Source organism: Bartonella sp. CM31XJBT (genome assembly GCF_028618555.1).
In the GTDB taxonomy this organism is placed as follows: domain Bacteria; phylum Pseudomonadota; class Alphaproteobacteria; order Rhizobiales; family Rhizobiaceae; genus Bartonella.
Genome location: NZ_JAQITD010000001.1, coordinates 35,168 through 55,144, shown reverse-complemented (window position 1 = coordinate 55,144; position 19,977 = coordinate 35,168). Strand labels below are relative to the sequence as shown.

Below are 19,977 nucleotides of genomic sequence, written 5' to 3'. Positions count from 1 at the left end.
ATTTTGGGTCTTATTTTTACTAAACTTTGATGAAACAATTTATTTTCTAGAAATTGTTTTGTATGGGGTTTATGATCTTAATGCACCACGATAAAAGGGGATAAATGCTTGTTTATGAAAAATAAAAACATCAAAGGTTTTGCAATGAAGCTTTTGTGTGTGCGCATTTTGATGTGGGGGATCCTTTCATTTGAACGGATGTGGGTACGGTTGTTGCCATTTTTCCTCGTTCTTAGTCTCTTTTGTTCGTTTAGCTGGTTGGGACTTTTTGGCATTTTGGGCTATTGGTCACATTTGCTCTTACTTGGGGTTATACTTGTTTGTGCTGGGGCAAGTTTGTTTTTTCTTATTCGTTTTCGGTTTCCCACAATGCGGGAAGTAAATTGCCGCCTTGAACGCGTCAATGATCTTAGACACCAGCCTTTGAATATTCAGACAGATCGTTTATGTTCTGAAAATGATGAAGATTTTAGTGCTGTTATTTGGCGTGAACATCAACGCCGAATGGCAAAGCAATTATACCATTTAAAAACTGGATTTATCTCTCTTAATAGTGCGGATTATGATCCTTTGGCTTTGAGGGCTTTGTGTGCTCTTCTTTTTGTGTGCGCTTTTAGTTTTTCTTTTGGTTCACAAGGGGGGCGTTTGGCTGATGCCTTTGATTTTCGTCCTGTCGTTGATGAAAAACTCATGCGGATTGATGCTTGGGTAACACCCCCAGCTTATACCGGTGTGGCACCGATTTATTTGACAAAAGATGAGAAAACACAACTAGAAATCCCTGAAGGGAGTAATGTTGTTGTGCGTGTTGTCAATGGAGCTGGTATTACAGTAAAAGCAAAGTCTGTAGAAGATGGGAGGGAAGTTTCGTTTTCAGAGAAAACGGAACAAACAGCTTTGAATGATCCAATCGTTCATTTTGAAACACATTTAAAGCATTCAATAAATTTATTTGTATCATCACGTCGTAAAAAACAGCAGTGGCATTTGCAGATAATTAAGGACAAGCTTCCGACAATTCATTGGTTAGAAAAACCAGGGAGGATTTTAACGGGATCGTTGGAGTTACGATATGTGGTGGATGATGATTATGGTGTGACAAAGGCTTTTGTTGAAATAGAGCCTTTTCTTCCTCAGAATAAAAGTGCTTCTTCTCTTTATAATGCTCCGGAAATAGAGCTTCTTCTTCCGCGTGGTGGAAAGGGGAAAATGCGAATGGTGCAGGATATATCAGCGCATCCATGGGCAGGTTCGCAAGTCAAAATTACTTTGGTGGCAGAAGATGGTGCGGAGCAGAAAGGGCGTAGCAAAACTTTTGTTATGATATTACCACAGCGTGTTTTTTCGAATCCTGTTGCACGCGCAGTGGTTGAATTGCGTCGTCTATTAGCTCTTGATGCTTCTGTGAAAGAGCGTGTATTGGATATGCTTTCTGCTTTGCTTGTGCGTCCAGAAAAGGGGTTGCAAAATGCATCGCATTTTATTGTTCTACAAAGTGCGTGGACAAGACTTTCTTTAGCACAAACAGACGAGGATTTGCGCGATGTGGTGGATTATTTATGGCAAATTGCTTTGGGTATTGAAGATAATCAGCTTGAATCCGTGCAAAAAAAGTTAAAACAAGCACAAGCTGCTTTACGTGATGCACTGCGTTACGGTGCTTCAGCGGCAGAAATTGAACGGCTTATGGCAGATTTACGTCAAGCTATGGATGAGTATATTCGTGCTTTGGCTGAAAAAGCACCGGATAGTCAAGTTTCTAAAAATTCTAAAAGCTCAAAAAGTCCTAATCTTTCTGAATCTACATTACAAGAAAAACTAAATTTAATTGAGGAAATGGCTAAAACGGGCTCTTCTTTAGCAGCTGAACAACTCTTGGCGGAAGTTGAACAGACGCTTGATCATTTGCATGTGCAAAAAGGCAATCAAAATGAGGGAGAAAAAAGCCAATCTGCACAAATGAAAGAAAAGATGGACCAGCTTGGAGATTTAATGCGTCGTCAGCAAGAAATTCTCAATGAAACACATCAGTTAGAGATGGAACAAAAACGCGGAGAAGATGTGCCAGAAACACAAAAAAAATCTTTAAAAAAACGTCAAGCTGAATTGCAGTCTGAATTATCAACATTAGAAAAAGAATTATTAGAACAAGGATTTGAAACAGGGGGCGCGTTGAAAAGGGCAGAAGAAAAAATGAATTCTGCGGAAAATGCTCTTGATAATGGAAATCATCAGGTATCTATACAAAATCAGTCTGATGCTTTGGAATCTTTGAGGCAAGGTGCACAAAATGTTTTGAAAAAAATGCGCGAAACACTCAAAGAAACGGGAGATGATCAAAATGCTGATTCTGGTCCTAAAGATCCGTTAGGACGTCCACTTTCTTCAAAAACAGATGAAGAACAAGAAGGTGAGGCACTACCACAAGAAAGTGATCAAATGCGTACGCGGCAGATTTTGGATGAAATTCGCAAACGTCTTGGTAAAGAGCATCTTTCAGAAGAAGAAAAAAACTATCTTGAAAGATTGCTTCATTTTAATTAACCAATGTTGGCTTTTTTCTTAATTGATGTCAAAAACAGTGTATGAAGAACCTCTATGGAGTTCATCTCCCCAAAAATGATTAAAGTGCTTGTAAGGCAATAATTATCCTGCTGTACTGATTTTTTGATCATTTAAGTTTAAAATATGAAATATTAAAATGTTCGCTATTGCGGAAAAAGAGCAGAAGTCCATATAAGTTTGGTATATGAAAATCTGTAATGTTTGAAATTTGTTTCTACATGGTATGTTGAGTTGGATATCGTTACGCTGAAAGATTTTTATGCTTCTGCACTTGGGCTGCGTGTGCAAAAGACGCTGTGTGACCAATTGAATTTATGGTGGCCTGATCTTACGGATAAACGGATTATGGGGTTGGGTTATGCGCTTCCTTATCTGTCTACATTGCGTGAACGTGCCCAACAATGTTTTGCTTTTATGCCAGCTTCTCAGGGTGCTTCGCCTTGGCCTTGTGCTGAGCAAGTTGCTACAGCGCTTGTTTTTGAAGAAGATTTGCCACTTCCTGATGCGTCAGTTGACTGTATTTTATTGGTACATGCATTAGAATATACAGAAAATTCGTTTGAAACGTTGAATGAAATATGGCGTGTTTTAGCACCCAATGGCCACTTGATCGTTATTGTACCTAATCGCTCTGGCTTTTGGGCGCGCAATATTACTACGCCCTTTGGTTATGGCGAACCCTATAGTCGGCAACAAATTACTCGTTTGTTTGAAAAAACAAATTTTGTTTCTGGGCCAATACAAGAAATTGTACATTATATGCCCTCTACGGGTTATGTTTCGCGGTTGTTCTCATTTTTTTATGAGCCATTTGCACGCTATCTTTTGCCTTATTTTGGTGGACTCTTAATGTGTCAGGCACAAAAACGTGTTTATCAGGGTTTGCTCGTACAGCGTCGTCAGTCGCGACGTATTTTTATTCCTGCGTTATCACCACAAGTGCGAAATATTTTAATTTATAAAGATAATTAATCATTTTGCCTTTGGCATAAGAACCGCAAATATAGAAGGATTCTCTTATTTCAATTTTTTGCATTTACAATTAAAAAATATTCTTTTGTACATTATATGTGGAATTGGCATGTGAATAAAAAATCTCAAGTATCTATATACTGAACCATATTTCATGAATAGTGGAAACATTTTAAGAGAAAAAATGCTGGTATCTTCGTAAGCATAAAAATAGTAGAGATCCAAGGGATCTTGCATAATATGGTTCATGGTGGTTAAAAACTGTACAAGGAAGGATTAAAATGCTTCTTATGAACCATCTCTCAAGTGTCAAGGGCTCCTCTGCAACATTGAAATCTAACATAAGTGTGTGATGGTGTCGGCTTGTTCTTTTATAAGGGTAAAGATGGTGGTGCTCAGTGGCTTTATCGTTAGGATAAACATTTAGCGTTATATCATTAATTATACAACCTCTTAAGAGGAGATAAAATCATAAAGAATGGAGGAAAACTATAAAGATAAAAAACATCTCTCAATTTAGGCTAGTGAATATGAGATAAAGCATTGCGTGGAGCGGTTTTTCTGAAAAAAATAATCATAAATAGCACTCATCTAAAGATGATAGTTATGATCAAGAATGTTGCTAAAAGATATCACGATTATTTATATGCGGAACATATTAAAAATTTTAGAAAGAACAAAAGTATGTGAAACAGAAGTTACAAAGTATATCGTGAGGTTTGAAAGCATTTTTGTTTCTGGTTCTCATGTTGAATATTTCGTTTTTTATTCATAATGTTATATATTTTGTTATAAGAGTACAGATAAGAGTAAGTTTTATGTAATAGCATTTGAATTATACGCGAAGTTTTTTTCATCTCGTTTCTGTTTTCATTTAGGATATTAAAATTATTTTTGAAACAGTAAATCTCGAATTAAAGATTTAAACGGTAACCATTTTGATCTGTCATGAGAATTTGTGCATTGGAGGGATCGTTTTCGATTTTTTGTCGCAAACGATAGATGTGGGTTTCTAAAGTATGGGTGACAATATTTTCATTATATCCCCAAACTTGTTCTAACAATGTTTCACGGCTGACAATTTTATCATTGGCATAATAGAGACATTTAAGGATCGCTGCTTCTTTTTCTGTGAGACAGATTTTATTGTTGCATTGATCAAGAAGAAGTTTTTGTCTTAGTTTAAAAGTATAGGGACCAATATGAAAGGTTGCGTCTTCATTTTGTTCATATTGGCGCAACTGTGCTCGAATTCTCGCTAATAACACCGCAAAGCGAAAGGGTTTTGTCACATAATCATTGGCGCCTGTTTCAAGATCTAAAATATTATCGCAGTCTGTATCATAATTCGTTATCATGATAATGGGGGCACGAAATCCTTGGGAGCGTAATTGTTTAACTGCTTTGCAACCATCAAGATCAGGAAGTTGAAGTCCCAAAATAGTGAGATCAATATTTTCTTCTTGGATTATTCTCATTCCCGCTTCTGCTGTTTTTGCTTGGAAAATTTTAAACTCTTGATGCATTTGCAATTGTTCTACTAAAATGGGGCGTAGATCATCATCTTCAACGATTAAAAGAGTATAGTGGTTCATGTTGTTCCTTATAGGCATGTTGATGCACTGATTGGTATAGTTTCATGAAAAATGAGATTTCATGCAAGAAAAATTAAAAGAGAAAAATTAAAAAAGAGCGTTTCTAAAAAATAAACTTTTATAATTTCTAATGGTTGCTTGCTGAAAAGAAGGTATTCCGTCTGCAGAGTATTTTACGTATTGGTTGGAAGCGTTTTTTATGTTCTAGAACGTGTTTTAGCTATTGAGTGTCATCATCTTTACGCTTTATGGAGAAACAAGCTAGCACTATCATTCACTTTGCCAGCTCGTGGGTGTTGCGGATAGTCCTTGGCACTTGAGACGATTCATAGGAGGAATTTTTAGTCCTTTCTTTCACGGTTTTTATCCATATGGGACTTTCTCCGCTTGTAATGTGCAAGCAAATAGCTTTTGATTGATTCAATATAAACAGGTTGGGAATGAGAGAATCCTGCGGCATGAGGCGCACTCGTCCAACATGCAAAACAATGAACACGCAATATGATGCGTTTTTTAAGCGTGAAGAGAATTGTGCAACACCTAGCACATATGCACTGTTTAGGAGAACTTCACGATCGTTTTTATTGTTTTTATCCACGTTCAGTTTTGTTTTTTTGTTGCATTTGTGTGTGAAGGGGATTGTGTGTTATGTTCGTGGTGGTGCTTATTATAATCGTTGAGCAAGCTTTGCCTTTAGCAATGCCGAAAAGATGCATCATAAAGAGGTTTTTTGTGTAATTTGGAAGGAGACTGTATTGAGAAAGAGTGCAGGATAAAAAATGACAAAAAAATATCATATTTATGCATTTAGCATAAGAATACCTCAACAGAAGGATGTGTTGAGCTTATTCTTCTGCGCTACGAAGCATCTTTTTATATGAGTTAATGAATAAAAAACTATTGTTTTAAGATAAAAGCATTTCCTCCTTAAGGTTGCCCATCAAACAGACTTCTTTCCATTCATCTTCTGTTACGGGTTGCACTGATAAGCGGCTGGCTTTGACCAGCACCATATTTGCTAGTTTGGGATTGGCTTTAATTTGTTTTAATGAAACAGGTGTTGGCATGTCACAAAGTGCACGGATGTCCACACATTCCCAGCGTGGATCAGAGCTTGTAGAATCAGGGTGCGCTTCAGCACATATTTCTACAATTCCTACAATTTCTAAACCTTTATTTGAATGATAAAAAAAACCTTTATCGCCATATTTCATAGCGCGCATATTATTACGGGCTTGATAATTGCGTACACCATCCCATTGTTCGCCATTAACTCCTTTTTTCTTTTGCATCTCCCATGACCATTTATGGGGTTCAGATTTAAAAAGCCAATAAGCCATGAGTTCTCCTTTTTCATAGACTGTTATGTATTTTTATAAGTATCTTTGTAATACCATCAACGATGATTTTTAAAATGGGGTAAAGAACGGCTATTATCTGTTTTTTCTTGTTTCAAAATAGAGAGACGCGCTCCATTGATATTTCATGTTGTATAAAGGTATTTTGCTCTTTTCTTATCTTTTCAGCTATGGTTTGAAATGCGGTCACTATAAGAGTTTTTGGGAAAAAATGAAGAAAATTGGTTCTAAAAAGCTTTAAGATTACAATGATAATGAAACGAATGAATGGTCAAAGATGAAGAGGTCAACGAATGGCATTCATATCTATGCTTCGTGGGAGAGAGTAGATCTTATTATGCTGTAAAATACCGTCATTTGAAATGTAATGATATAAGGCAGTTTCTTGAAACATGAAGGTTTTCAGAATATGTGGTGAATATTTAGGTTTACGTGTCGAGCTTTGGGTTAAGTGAATTGTGTGAATGGGAAGCAGGTTGGAATCTGCTCGATAGAGAATTCGGGCTATCTATAAACCGGATTGAGTAGAAATCTTCATTCTTTAAGGTGTGTGTGGGACGTCAATTTTATTATGCTTTTGTTCCACGGCGTCCCATCCCGATCAAGGGCGCGGCGTTTTCATCTAATGGCCAGCGTGAGCGGGGTGCAATGTCAAGAGAGCTTGTTTCTCCTCGTGCGAGTTTTTGTGCACCGGCAAAAGCAATCATTGCAGCATTATCGGTACACAAGGAAAGAGGAGGGGCTATAAATTCAAAACCATGTTGATGGGCAAGTTCTTGCAACGTAGAGCGAATGGCTTGGTTTGCGGCAACACCGCCTGCGACAACCAAAGCAGGAGAACGCTTTTCTTGATCATGAGAGAGAGGATATTGGTGGGTAAAGTGTTGTAGGGCTAGGTGAATACGATCATGTACTGTATCGGTCACAGCGGCTTGAAAACTTGCGGCAATGTCAGCAATATCATTTTCTGTAAGGGGAGCTATGGCTGTTGCGGCTTGTCGAACAGCAGTTTTGAGTCCTGAAAAAGAAAAATCTAACCGTTTTTCACCTTTTAAAGGTCGTGGAAGAGGGATGCGATTTTTATCACCAAATAAAGCTGCTTTTTCAAGTGCTGGTCCACCAGGATAAGGAAGACCTAAAAGTTTTGCTGTTTTATCAAATGCTTCTCCTAATGCATCATCAATAGTGGTTCCTAAACGTTGGTAGTTACCTACTCCATGAACAATGATTGTTTGTGTATGACCCCCTGAAACTAAAAGTAATAAATAAGGAAAGCTGACGTTGTGCGTTAACACAGCTGTTAAAGCATGTCCCTCTAAGTGATTTACCGCAATAAATGGCTTGCCAGTGGCAAGAGAGAGTGCTTTTGCGCTCATAACGCCTACTAACAATCCTCCTATCAAACCAGGACCACTGGTGGCTGCAATGCCATCAATATCTTTTAATTTTGTGTTTGCTTCTGTTAGTGCTTGCAGAATTAAATGATCAAGAACTTCAACATGGGCTCGAGCAGCAATTTCAGGAACAACACCGCCGTAAGGTGCATGGTGATCAATTTGACTCCAAACAACATTGGAAAGAATTCGGCTGTTTGATTCATTGTTATATTCAATGACAGCCGCTGCCGTTTCATCACAACTTGTTTCTATTCCCAGCAGACGCATTTTAAACAAAACCTTATATTGAAGCTTCTTTCTTGCGTGCGTACCATGAACAGAAAAAGATGGAAAGTATTTCTCTTAGAATTGTTTTTTCTATTTCTTTGAATTTTATGATATCGTTGATTAAAAAATAAAGCTGTATTTTCGAGTATAAAATGCAAATGTTTTTTTAAAAACTTGTCTATTAAAGGCGATACTTGTAAATATTATTGAGAAAAGCTGCGTTTTTAAAACTTTTTTCATTTTATTATTTTATCATTAAAAAAAGTGTGCACGAAAAGTGACAGAGATGGTCGATTCTTCAAAACCAAAAGTTAAACCACATTATGCTGGTACGCGCCGTAAGAAACCAGTTATTGAACATGAAGCTGTTCCCCATGATTCAGAGGGAAAAATCCACAATTCTGTAGAAGCTCATGCGCGAGAAAAACAGAATATGCAAGGTCAGGATAAAAGTACCTCTAGTACAACTTGGCTTTTCTTGTCCCTTTCTGGGATTTTGGGAGGATTCATTGCTTTGGGAATTTTTATGGGGCTTCAATGGGCTGGTTTTTTTCCTTCTCCTTTTGTGGAAAATTCTGCTGGAGGAGAAAAAGCTTTGCAGATTGCTGAAGCCGCAAAAAGTCAAGGTGAAGACACAAAGGAACAATTGAGGCGGGTCTTTCAAGAAATCGATGCGTTAAAAACAGAGTTGTCTTCTTTTTCATCACAACAGTTTAAAACAACGAAAAATGATGAACTATCGAAAGAAGAAAGCAAAAAAGCTTTTGCGATTTTAGAGGAAAAAGTAAAAGCTCTTGAAGAAATTGTACAAACTTTTGTTAGAAAGTCGAAAGATATAGAGACGGCTTTGTCTGTTGGGCAGAGCAATGCAAATGATCTTGCTGCGTTAAAACAACAGTTAGAAGCACTACAGGAAGAAACTGCTGTTAAAAATAGTAAGAAAAAAGAAATAGATACCGCGCTCTTTACTGCAATTAGTTCATTAAAAAATGCTGTAGAGCGTGGTGGATCTTATAATAATGAACTAAAGCTGTTACAGCAATTATCGCCTTCGATTAATGGACTTGATGTGTTGCAAAAAACAGCTACTGTGGGTCTTCCAAGTTCAGCACAACTTTCAGTTGACTTTGCTCATGTTGCCGATGCAATTGTTGGTACGCAAAATCTTGTTGCGTCAGATGCTGGTTTTTTTGACCGAATTTTAGCGTGGATAAAAGGGCTCATTGTTTCGCGACCGATTGGAAATGTTGAAGGGACAACGCTGGGGGCTATTGCGGCGCGCATGGAAGTTGCCATTCAAGCTGGTGATTACGAAAAGGCTTTGAGCGAATGGCAATCATTGCCTCAAAGTGCAAAAGATGTTTCAATGGATTTTGTTAAGCAGCTTGAAAGACATATTGCTATTCAACAGTTGTTGCAGCAATTGTTATTGTCTGTGCAACAAGGATCTTTTAAAGCAACAAAGATGTAAATAGGCCCAAGATGATACGTGTTTTTATTTATATTTTTGTTGTTTGTATCCTCGGTTTAGCTTTCACGTGGGTTGCTAATCACAATGGTATTTTTGTTCTCACATTTTTGCATTTCAGATTTTCTGCTTCATTTCTTACAGTGTTAAGTGTGCTTATTTTGTTTTTTATAACGCTGGTGCTTTTATGGTGGTTATTATCTTTCTTTTTTTCCATACCGAGTGCTCTTTCCAATTATTTTTATAAACGCCATCAAAAGCGTGGTTACGAAGCTCTTTCAAAGGGGATTCTTGCAACTTTTGCTGGTGATAGTATGGTTGCGCAAAAAATGGAAGAACGGGTTGCTAAATATCTTGCAGGAAAACAAGAGCCATTGGTAAAACTCTTACAGGCGCAAACCTTGTCTTTACAAAATGACTCTGTTCGCGCCATTGGTCTTTATGAAGAGATGAGAAAGGAAGATCCGACAAAACTGGTTGGACTTTATGGTTTGTTTCGTGAAGCAATGAAGAGTAAAGCTTATGAGGCAGCGCAACAATATGCCGAAGAGGCACTGACCTTATCGCCAGCACTTTTATGGGCGCATAAGGCGGTGCTTGATCGGTTAAGTGCTGAAGGTAAATGGGATAAGGCACTTACTGTTTTTGAAAGAACGCAAAAAGCTCTCCCGCGTTCTGTTCGCGCGACTCCAGAGCGGCAGCATATACAGGTTTTACTACTAAGTGGGCAGGCACTTTCTTTGTTTGATACACATCCTGTACAAGCACGTGAAGCTATTTTGAAAGCCCATAAATTGGCGCCTGATTTTGTTCCAATAATAGTTATTGCTGCTGATATTCTTTATAAGTTAAATGAAACGCGTAAAGCGGATAAAATGATTATAGCGGCTTGGCAAAAGAATCCTCATCCTGATTTGGGGGCGCTTTATCTTGAAAGAGAAGAAGGAGCCATTGGGCGATTGAAAAGGGCTAAGACACTTGCTTCTTATAATAAAGATGCATTTGAGTCGGCTTTCCTTATTGCTAAAGCAGCTTTGGATGCTGGTGAAACAGCATTAGCAAGAGAGAAGGCACAAAAAGCATTACAATGTCATCCACGGGAAAGTGTTTATTTATTGTTGGCAGATATTGAAGAGGCACAGGGAAACAATCAAGGTGCTGTGCGTCAATGGCTTTCTTTAGCACTTCGTGCTGAACGTGATCCAGTATGGATGTGTGATGGGTCCATTTTTTCTTCTTGGTCAGCGGTTTCTCCAATCAGTGGACGTTTGGGCTGTTTTGAATGGAAGGCGCCTCCCTGTATGCCTTCTCTCACATTAGAGGCGGACAATATTGTGCCGAAAAAGCAAGACAAAGAGTATGTTATGGGAAAAAGTGATGATGTTGAAGATAAGAAGCTGGAAAAATTAACACCTATAGATAATTCTCTTTTGCATAATGTGCAGGTGGAGAAACAAGATATAAAAGAACAAGATGTAAAAATGTTCAGTCAAATTCATTTAAATGTTGATGATCCAGGGGTTAAAACAGAAGAAGAAACATCTTTATCGAGGAAAAAGTTTCGTTTATTTTAAATTGCACCAATGGATAATATGAGTGTTTTCTCAGAAGAACAATTGACCTAGAAGAAAAAATATCGTTAGTCTTGTCCAATAAAATTATTCTCTTATGCTTTAAAAATAAAGTTTTGCTTGGTTGCAGAGGTGATTGGTTAAAAAATGTTTTTAAATCAGAGATGTCTTGATAAAAAACAAAAAAATAACAAACCAAGGATTGCTGTCGTTATTCATCGGCGCTCTACCTATACTGGTCGTTTGGGAAAATTTTTACAACAAAAAGGTTTTGTTCTTGATATTTATCGTCCTATTTTTGGACAAAAACTCCCTGATACATTAGAGCATTATGCCGGTGTTGTTATTTTAGGGGGGCCGATGAGTGTGAATGACAGCGAAGCTTATATTGGTGAGGAAATTGATTGGATTTCGTTATCACTAAAGGAAAATAAGCCTTTTTTGGGTATTTGTCTTGGAGCACAAATGTTAGCGCGAAATCTAGGGGGGCGCGTTGGTACAAGAAGTGATGGGACTGTTGAAGTCGGCTGGTATCCACTAGAAGCAACCCCACAAGGGAAGGAATTGATGAATTGGCCAGAAATGGTCTACCATTTCCATGATGAAGGTATTTATGATTTACCGAAAGAGGCAATGCTTTTGGCAACAGGGAATACATATCCTACACAAGCTTTTCGTTATGGAAACAATGCATGGGGCTTGCAGTTTCATGCTGAGTTTACACGCGCTATGATGCGGCGTTTGGTCGTGCGTTCGGCACATAAATTGACTGAAAAAGGTGCTCAACCTGCTTGTGCACATTTGAAAGGTCGTTTAATCTATGATCGAGCTTTGAGCCAATGGTTTGAAAGCGCATTACACCAGATTTTTTGTACACCGCCCGTACTTGTGTGATTATTGACAACGCATTGATTTATATAAATAATTTACTGTTTTGCATATTGAATGAGAACCCCGAATATCGTAAGGTTTTCTCATTCCAAACCTGTGTATGTTGACTCAATAAAAACCTCTTGCTTGCTGTCACAAGTAGGGCTGGCGTGTGGGCAAAAACTGTATAAGAAAAGACTAAAAATGCTTCTTATGAACTGTCTTAAGTGCCAAGGGCTATCGCAAAATTGTGGGGGTAGCCAAATATAATGATGGTGCTGGCTTTGCTCCTCAATAAGCGTAAAGATGGGGGTGCTCAATGGTTTTATCGTTAAGAAACACTATTCATTATCATTTTTTTTGTGCTGTAAAACAGTATGGTTTAGGGCAGAGGTAGAAAATCTATGTAAAACTTTACACATGAGGTGTTTTTTGTTAAAGGGTGTAAAGGGTTTTTTAAGAAAATCTTGTTTGTTGAGCTTATGAGATACTGTACTTTAGAACGATGTATAGGGACTTCTTGAAGTGACCAGTAGATAAAATCCGGTCGATTAAGAAGTTGGATTGTGTATAAACTGACCGTGGTTGGGAATCTTTATCCTTTTTAGGGTGGGGAGGAAGTTAAGAGATAAAGAAAGTTTGAATATTGTCTAAATCCTTTCAAATACCATCATCACAAAAAAGTTTTTCTTTGAGTTATTTAATTTGTGGGCTCTTTTGTCTTGCTTTGGTATTTATTTATAGCGCGCTCTGGTTTTTTTTTCACGTAAAATAGAAGACTATGTTTCTGATATATTCACAAAAATATCTTCCCATAATATGGCGGCGGTATGTGAGAATGTGCACAAGGATGGTTATCCTTTACGTGTCGGTGTTGTTTGTGACAAGTTTCAATTTTCTTGGCCTTTACATGGGGTTTCTTTATCGACGGGGCGTTTGACAGCTGGTGCACCAATTTATGCACCTCATTTGGTCGAGTTTAATGTTCATTCCCCTGCATTAATTGTTTTTTCTGGAAAAACTTCCATAGTATCCAGTTGGCGCAATTTGATGATTGAAACAGAACCTTATTGGAAAACGGGTAAGACATTGAAGTTTATAGCTGAAGGGCTTGAGATTTCACCTTTTTCTTCTTCCCTTGAAGGTCAAAAGCTTCAAGAAGCGTTAGGAGCACAAACGACAGATAAAAAAACGACACAAGAAAATATTGAAGATCAGGCATCTTTGCAAAATACGCATAACGTGATTATTCAGCCGTTAGAGCCAAAAGAAGCTTCCCCAAAAATAACGGCAGAATTTTTTCGACTTGATCTTAAACATGAAAAGAATGATTTATCGGGACATATAACTTTTGACGGTTTTGATGCTTCTCCCTTTTTAAAATCTTCTTTTGTTGATATTCCTAAAATTGATGGCAATTTGAAATGGATTTTAAATGATGCCTCTCTTCTGTTTGAAAATGAAGGAAAAAATTGGCAACAGCGATTGTATGGAAAAAGTGGACTTTTAAAGCAAGGTGAATTGACTTTTCATACAGGTGGTGCAGTGCGTATTAGTGGACCTTTTTCTTTTGATGATGAAGGATATTTGACAGCAAAATTTGAACTTGTCCTTATTCAGTCTATGAAGCTTCTTGACACTCTGCAGCGCTTATTTCCCACGCAAACCAATAATCTTCAAGCGTTATTTTTTATTTTAGGTGCTTTGCCTAAAAATGCGGACGGCGCTCCCGTTCTTTCCTTGCTCATTAACAATGGGTGGGTAAAATTAGGCTTTTTAAAACTTGGTCGTCTTGCTCCGCTTTAGGTGTTGTACCAAAGCCTTTTTTAATTTTTACCACAAAATTTCGATTTTTTCTGATTTTCATACTTTTTTGCAATTTTAGAGTGTCAAAATCTATTTTAACAAAATGCGTATTTAATGGTAAAAAAAAATAGCTATAAAAATAAAAAATTACCACCTACTCCTAATTCGTCCAACCTCTTTTCACTTAGTACAAAATCTTATATCAAACTACATATAGTAACAGTGTTTGTATGGAAAAAGTGGCATTTTAAAGTATGCTGAATTGCCTTTTTATACAGGTGGTGTGGTGCTTGTTAGGAACCTTTTTCTTTATATATGGAATGAGTATATTGCATATATCTGTTTGGGAGTAACCTCTTAAAACCAGTAAATAGCCTAGTTGGAGGAGAATATGAAGTTGTAAAGGGAAAAATCAACATCCATCTTTACTGTCATTTTTTATTCGATTTTACGCATTTCAAAAGCAGTTACAGTTATATCATTTTAAATGATAGATTAAGCTTATCCTTTTATTTCTGATGTTTTTTAATGAAGCTATATGTCTTCCACGTAAAACAGAATATATTTGTATTGCATATTTACGCATTTGTTAAAAAAAATATTTCTCAGTGCTTCTTATTTTACGATGTCGCCTATGAATGGTATAACGATAGAGCCATTAAGGGCTACCATCTTTTCGGTTATGGAGTAATAAGCTGGGGCAACACCATCATATTATATTTGCTAACTCCCAATGTTACTGCGGATTTTGGCATTTGAGGCGGTTTATGAGGGGCATTTTTAGTCTTTTCTTTACTGTTTTTATCTATTCGGCTTTCCCATTTGCAATATGCAAGGGGAAATGGGGTTAATTGATTGAATATAAACAGATTTTAAATGAGACAAATTTAGAATATCGGATTATCAGTTATCATAAAAATGATAAAATTATGATTGTAAATCAATATATTATATTTTTATGATGAAGGATATTTGACAGTAAAATCTGAATTTATTTTTTATTTTGAGTGCTCTGTCTAAAAATGTAGGATAGGGCTTTCGTTCTTCCCTTGCTGATTAGTCATGGGGGGATAGAACGGAGCAAAAGCTTAGCTGTTTTGTACTGCTTTTAAGTCTGAAAGTTTATGTTTTTAGGGTGAGAAATCAATCCTACTGTTTTTTTGAAATTGTTGCAAACAATTCTATTGTGATAAATAGCGAGATTTTTATTTTTGGTGTTATGTCTAAAATGCAAACTTCTACTCTGTCTTAGTTGGTTTGTTGTGGTGGTGGGATAGAACGGGAGATTGAGAGGGTCGTTTTGTATTTGCTTTAGGTTTGAAAGCCAATATTTTGAAGTTGAGAAATCAATCCTGCTGCAAAAGTAAAACGAGAAATATTGAGATCATTTTCAATAAGGGCGCTAATGCGGTTTGTAATGTTGTGAATATGATCTTCTTCTGTTTTTTTCCAAGTGTCAAAAGGATCTTTTTTCTTTCCATAATTTTTGAGGATTTTCATAACGATTTGCCGAAAGCTTTCAGAAACATTTTCTTTGGCTTGGCTTAAAGCCATACTATCATAATAATCTACTACAGGGATTATACGACTTGCTTCGTTAATGCGGTTTATACGAATGATTTGCGCAAGTGAAAAGTAGATCTCTGCGGTTTTAATAAGATCACTGTTGCTTTTTTTTGCAATTAAAGAAATATCACATATTGTTGAAGCAGCTTCCAAGAGGGCTAATTGTTTCGCTAATGCTTTTGGTGCTCCCTCTTCGCTGTAGTGTAATGCTTTTTCTTCAATCTTTTGCTTAATATCGTTGCCGTGAGAATGCATAAGCTCTTTTTCAATAACGCTACGGGCTTGCTTTATTGTTTTTACAATTTCTTCTAATGGACGTGAGAGATCTATGTTGTGCAAACCCCAATTGGTTGTTTCAAAGAGCATTGGGTTCATTGCTGCGTAGAATTTATTTTGGACAAGACCGGGTATTTTATTATCAAGCTTATCAATTTGCTCAGACAATTGAGGAATTTCGAAACCATCGCGGATAGCAATGAAAACGCGAATAATATTTTCAGTCTTTTGTTCTGTTGCATCGTGTAGTCTATTAACAAAAGTGGGACCTCCACGATTTACAATATCGTTGGCAATCAGCGTTGCGATAATATTACGACGCAATTGATGGTTAATAACTTCCTTCTTAAAATTTTCTTGAATTTGGGTTGGAAAATAGTTCAGCAAGGTTGTATTGAAATAGTGATCATCAACAATGGGGCTATTAGCAATTTCTTCTTTTAAGGTCAATTTAGCATAGGCAAAAATAACGGCGAGTTCTGGACGGAGAAGACCTTTGCCTTGGGTTGTTCTTTGTCGTAAAATTTGCTCATCAGGGAGTATTTCAACTCTGCGATCTAGAAGCTTTTTTTGTTCCAAGTCGTGCATAAAGCGTATTTGATAGGGCAAATCAGCAGTGCTCTGGTTTTCCGCCAAAGAAAGCGCAAGAGGTTGTAGATAATTGTTGCGCAAGACGAGTTGCTCGACTTGAGGCGTCATTTTTTTCAAGAGCTTATTGCGATCTTCGCGGGTTAACGTTTTGGCACGTAGTGCTGATGCAAGAACAATTTTGAGATTGACCTCAATATCAGAACAATTAACACCAGCAGAATTGTCAATGGCATCCGTATTGCATCGACCACCATTTGAGACATATTCAATTCGTCCACGTTGTGTAACACCAAGATTAGCCCCTTCGCCAATAATTTTTGCACGCACCTGCTCTCCGGTAATGCGTATTGCATCATTTGCACGATCACCTACTTGGGCATCGTTTTCTGTTGCAGCACGGATATAAGTACCAATGCCACCGAACCATAAAAGATCAACAGGGGCTTTGAGAAGAGCAGAGATAATTTCAAAGGGTGTTCCTGTTTGTTTTTCGAAACCAATGGCTTGTGCTGCTTCAGGTGAGAGAGTAATGGTTTTTTCTTTTCGTGAGAAGATACCACCGCCCTTTGATAATTTGCTTTGGTCGTAATCCTGCCAGCTTGAGCGAGGCAGTTTGAAGAGACGCGTACGCTCTGCATAGCTTTCGTCTATGTTCGGATCTGGATCAATAAAAATATCGCGGTGATCAAAAGCGGCAATCAATTTTGTTTGTTTGGAAAGCAGCATTCCATTGCCAAAGACATCACCAGACATATCGCCAACACCGACACAGGTGAAGGGCGTTGTTTGAATATCGTGATTAAATGATTCTCTAAAATGTCTTTTGACGGCTTCCCATGCACCTTTAGCTGTAATACCAATGTCTTTGTGGTCGTAACCTGCTGAGCCTCCAGAGGCAAAAGCATCATCGAGCCAAAAGTGATTTGCTTGGCTGATGGCGTTGGCTGTATCAGAAAAAGTTGCTGTTCCTTTGTCTGCCGCGACAACAAAATAGGGGTCAGGGTCATCATGACAGATGACATTGTGGGGAGAGCTTATTTTGCCGTTAATCAGATTGTCTGTGATGGAGAGCAAAGCTGTGATAAAGTCTGTATAAGCTTGTCGTGCTGCTTCTATGATGACAGCACGGTCATTTGTTTGGGGAAGCCGATGGGGATAGAATCCACCTTTTGCACCTGCAGGAACGATAACTGCATTTTTAACTTGTTGGGCTTTGACTAAGCTAAGCACTTCGGTGCGATAATCTAATGCACGGTCAGACCAACGAATGCCGCCACGAGCGATAGGTCCAAAACGCAAATGGACCCCTTCAACTTCTGGTCCATAAACAAAAATTTCTCGGTAAGGGCGCGGTTCAGGCAAACCTTCAATCTGGCGTGGATTTAATTTGGTGGCTAAAATACGCCGTGGATTTCCATCAGGAAGAGGCGTAAAGGCATTCGTTCGTAAACTCGCCTCAATAAGGTTACAATAACGGCGTAAGATCAGATCATCATCTAAACCAGAGACTTTCCGTAATTTTTCTTCAATGCGCTTTTGAATGACTTGTTGGTTTTTTTCCCGTTCTTTTTCTGTATGGCTTTGATGAAATTTTAAATGAAATAAAGCATAAAGATCTTGGGTAATGTCAGGATAAGCATTTAAAGTTTGGGCAACGCGATCTTGCGAATAAGGAATTCCAGCTTGTTGGAGATAGCGCCCATAATGGCGCAAAATAACAATTTCATGCCAATCAAGCTCAGCTGTTTGTGTGAGAGCATTAAAGCCGTCATTATCAGCATTTTGTGCCCAAATGGCTTCAAAGGTTTCGGCGTGTTTTTGCCCGTCTTTTTCAAAATCGATACAGCGCTGGAAAGTACTTTCCAGCTGCATATCATGAAGATACACAGAGCGCCCATTGCCATCTGGTAATTCAAGGGTTTGTTCAGCAATAACGCGAAACCCCATATTTTCAAGGAGTGGTACACGTTTGGAAAGGGCAAGAGCTTCATGGCGGTGAAAAAGCCGAAGAGAAATGTACTGTTTTTCTTTGTTTTGTGCGTGATAAAAGATAACGAAAAGGGGCTTTTCATCATGAAGACTTAGAATATGTCCGGCATCGTTAATAGCGTCTTCAGCTGAAAATAAATCACGATAGCTGTTGGGGAATTCACTGGCTAGACGTGTTTGTTGCTCTGTTATTTTCTGGGTAAGAGCGATGGCTTGAACCCTGTCTTCCCAACTTCGTGCAATCGAACGTACATGTTGTTCAAGTGTGGAGCGCTCATGAAGAGGAACAGTTTCGTTTCCTTTGCGATGGATGATATAATAGACACGTATAAGGGTGCTTTCCAAAAATAGCGGATAAGATTCAAAAAAGTCACCTTTATAAAGCTCAACAAAATGTTCGCCAACTTTTTCACGCAAGCTGCTGCTATATTGGTCACGCGGTACGTAGACAAGGATAGAAACAAAGCGTCCAAAAGAATCAGTGTGGGCAAGAACCCGTAAACGTGGGCGCTCATCTAATTGTAGAATAAGCTTAGTGTTTTCTGTCAATGTATCAACATCAGAGCGAAACATTTCATCTCTTGGATAGGTTTCTAAAGCACTGATGAGTGCTTTTCCTGAATAATCGGCGTGATTGTGTCCAAGTCGTTGAATAATAGTTCGGGCTTTTTCTTTTAAGAAAGGAATTTGCAAAATAGAACGTGTATAAGCTGAGGAGGTAAAAAGCCCTACAATGCGTAATTCTCCACAGAGTTGGTTTTCTTTATCAAAGATTTTAAGACCAATATAATCGAGCCAAACAGAACGGTGAATTTTGGAGCGGCTGTTCGCTTTTGTCACGATAAACAGATTATCGCTTTCCATGAAGGATAAAACTTCTTGAGGAGGTTCTTTCATGCTTTTATCGTCAACAATATGAATAGAAGCATCCGTGAGTATACCAAGTTCAATATTACTGGCTGTAAAGGATTTTAGGGGTTTTTGGTCTTTGATGAAGTTGTAAGTGCGCATACCAAGGAAAATGAAATTATCGTCCATTAGCCAGTGAAGAAATTCAATAGCTTTTTCGCCTTCTTGTTTGTAGTGTGGGGGAAGACTTATTTGGTAGGCATGAATCTGCTTTTCAACTTCTTCAAGCATAGGTTTCCAGTCTTGTACAGCAGCATTAACCTGTTCAAGAACTAAGGTGAGTTCATTTTCAAGTTTTTGTATTTGCTGTTTGTTTAATGACTCGATGTGAATTTGCATCAGACTGATGCGTTTTCCAGAAGCACAATCAATAATGGGGTGTGCAATCAAATAGATATGGTTTTTGTGTTGATTAAAAACATTTAAAATAGAATCGAGAAGAAAGGGTTTGTTATCATTGACAAGCGTGATAACGGTTATAGGTCTGTTACTACGGGTTAAATTTTGCTCAAAGCAGATGGTATTTTTTCCCGTCTGATGGAGATTAAAAGCTTTTACCGCGATGGCTGTGGCTTTTTGAAGTTCTTCATTTTCATAATAAGCAATATCTTCTTTATCGGTTTGGGCAAAAAGGATTTGTTCTATTTTATCTTGGGTGTTTTTTGTCTCTGTTTTTTTTTGTTGCAACACATTCACTCTCCCTTTTTGCTCTTAAGGAGTCTTTTCTTCTCTTTTTAAAAGCAGACCATTATATTTTTTATATACTGTAACACCTTC

Annotated in this window: 10 protein-coding genes; 6 read left to right on the top strand and 4 right to left on the bottom strand. The window is 37.8% G+C overall.

What is annotated here, in order from left to right:
* Window positions 1-114 precede the first annotated feature (114 nt).
* Together PVV63_RS00210 and PVV63_RS00205 are read left to right on the top strand one after the other, a co-directional pair.
* The gene (locus PVV63_RS00210; protein WP_273790086.1) at window positions 115-2,544 is read left to right on the top strand and encodes a TIGR02302 family protein; all 2,430 of its coding nucleotides are present in this window, start codon (window positions 115-117) and stop codon (window positions 2,542-2,544) included.
* A gap of 222 nt (window positions 2,545-2,766) precedes the next feature.
* Window positions 2,767-3,537 carry a class I SAM-dependent methyltransferase gene (locus tag PVV63_RS00205; protein ID WP_273790085.1) on the top strand — a complete coding sequence of 257 codons (771 nt, stop codon included), beginning with the start codon at window positions 2,767-2,769 and terminating at the stop codon, window positions 3,535-3,537.
* A 914-nt stretch (window positions 3,538-4,451) separates the two neighbouring features.
* Here PVV63_RS00205 and PVV63_RS00200 read toward each other — a convergent pair.
* The 3 genes from PVV63_RS00200 to tsaD all read right to left on the bottom strand — a co-directional run bounded on the left by PVV63_RS00200 (window position 4,452) and on the right by tsaD (window position 8,154).
* Window positions 4,452-5,132 carry a response regulator transcription factor gene (locus PVV63_RS00200; RefSeq protein ID WP_273790084.1) on the bottom strand — a complete coding sequence of 227 codons (681 nt, stop codon included), beginning with the start codon at window positions 5,130-5,132 and terminating at the stop codon, window positions 4,452-4,454.
* Between the two features lie 905 nt (window positions 5,133-6,037).
* Complete coding sequence (locus PVV63_RS00195; RefSeq protein WP_273790082.1) at window positions 6,038-6,472, bottom strand: EVE domain-containing protein; 435 nt, start codon at window positions 6,470-6,472, stop codon at window positions 6,038-6,040.
* A gap of 587 nt (window positions 6,473-7,059) precedes the next feature.
* Window positions 7,060-8,154, bottom strand: a complete 1,095-nt coding sequence (gene tsaD, locus PVV63_RS00190) for a tRNA (adenosine(37)-N6)-threonylcarbamoyltransferase complex transferase subunit TsaD (protein ID WP_273790081.1) — start codon at window positions 8,152-8,154, stop codon at window positions 7,060-7,062.
* A 286-nt stretch (window positions 8,155-8,440) separates the two neighbouring features.
* Here tsaD and PVV63_RS00185 point away from each other — a divergent pair, with 286 nt between their 5' ends.
* The 4 genes from PVV63_RS00185 (at window position 8,441) to PVV63_RS00170 (ending at window position 13,869) form a co-directional block, all read left to right on the top strand.
* Window positions 8,441-9,625: a COG4223 family protein gene (locus PVV63_RS00185; protein WP_273790080.1), complete on the top strand. Its 1,185-nt coding sequence runs from the start codon at window positions 8,441-8,443 to the stop codon at window positions 9,623-9,625.
* 11 nt (window positions 9,626-9,636) lie between these two features.
* Window positions 9,637-11,196 carry a heme biosynthesis protein HemY gene (locus PVV63_RS00180; RefSeq protein ID WP_273790079.1) on the top strand — a complete coding sequence of 520 codons (1,560 nt, stop codon included), beginning with the start codon at window positions 9,637-9,639 and terminating at the stop codon, window positions 11,194-11,196.
* 144 nt (window positions 11,197-11,340) lie between these two features.
* Window positions 11,341-12,087, top strand: a complete 747-nt coding sequence (locus PVV63_RS00175) for a glutamine amidotransferase (RefSeq protein WP_273790078.1) — start codon at window positions 11,341-11,343, stop codon at window positions 12,085-12,087.
* Between the two features lie 726 nt (window positions 12,088-12,813).
* Window positions 12,814-13,869, top strand: coding sequence for a DUF2125 domain-containing protein (locus PVV63_RS00170; RefSeq protein WP_273790301.1), 1,056 nt, complete (start codon window positions 12,814-12,816; stop codon window positions 13,867-13,869).
* A gap of 1,311 nt (window positions 13,870-15,180) precedes the next feature.
* On the opposite strand, the gene PVV63_RS00165 is transcribed toward PVV63_RS00170, so the two are convergent.
* Entirely contained in the window at window positions 15,181-19,890 is a 4,710-nt protein-coding gene (locus PVV63_RS00165; RefSeq protein WP_273790077.1) for an NAD-glutamate dehydrogenase, read from the bottom strand.
* Window positions 19,891-19,977 lie beyond the last annotated feature (87 nt).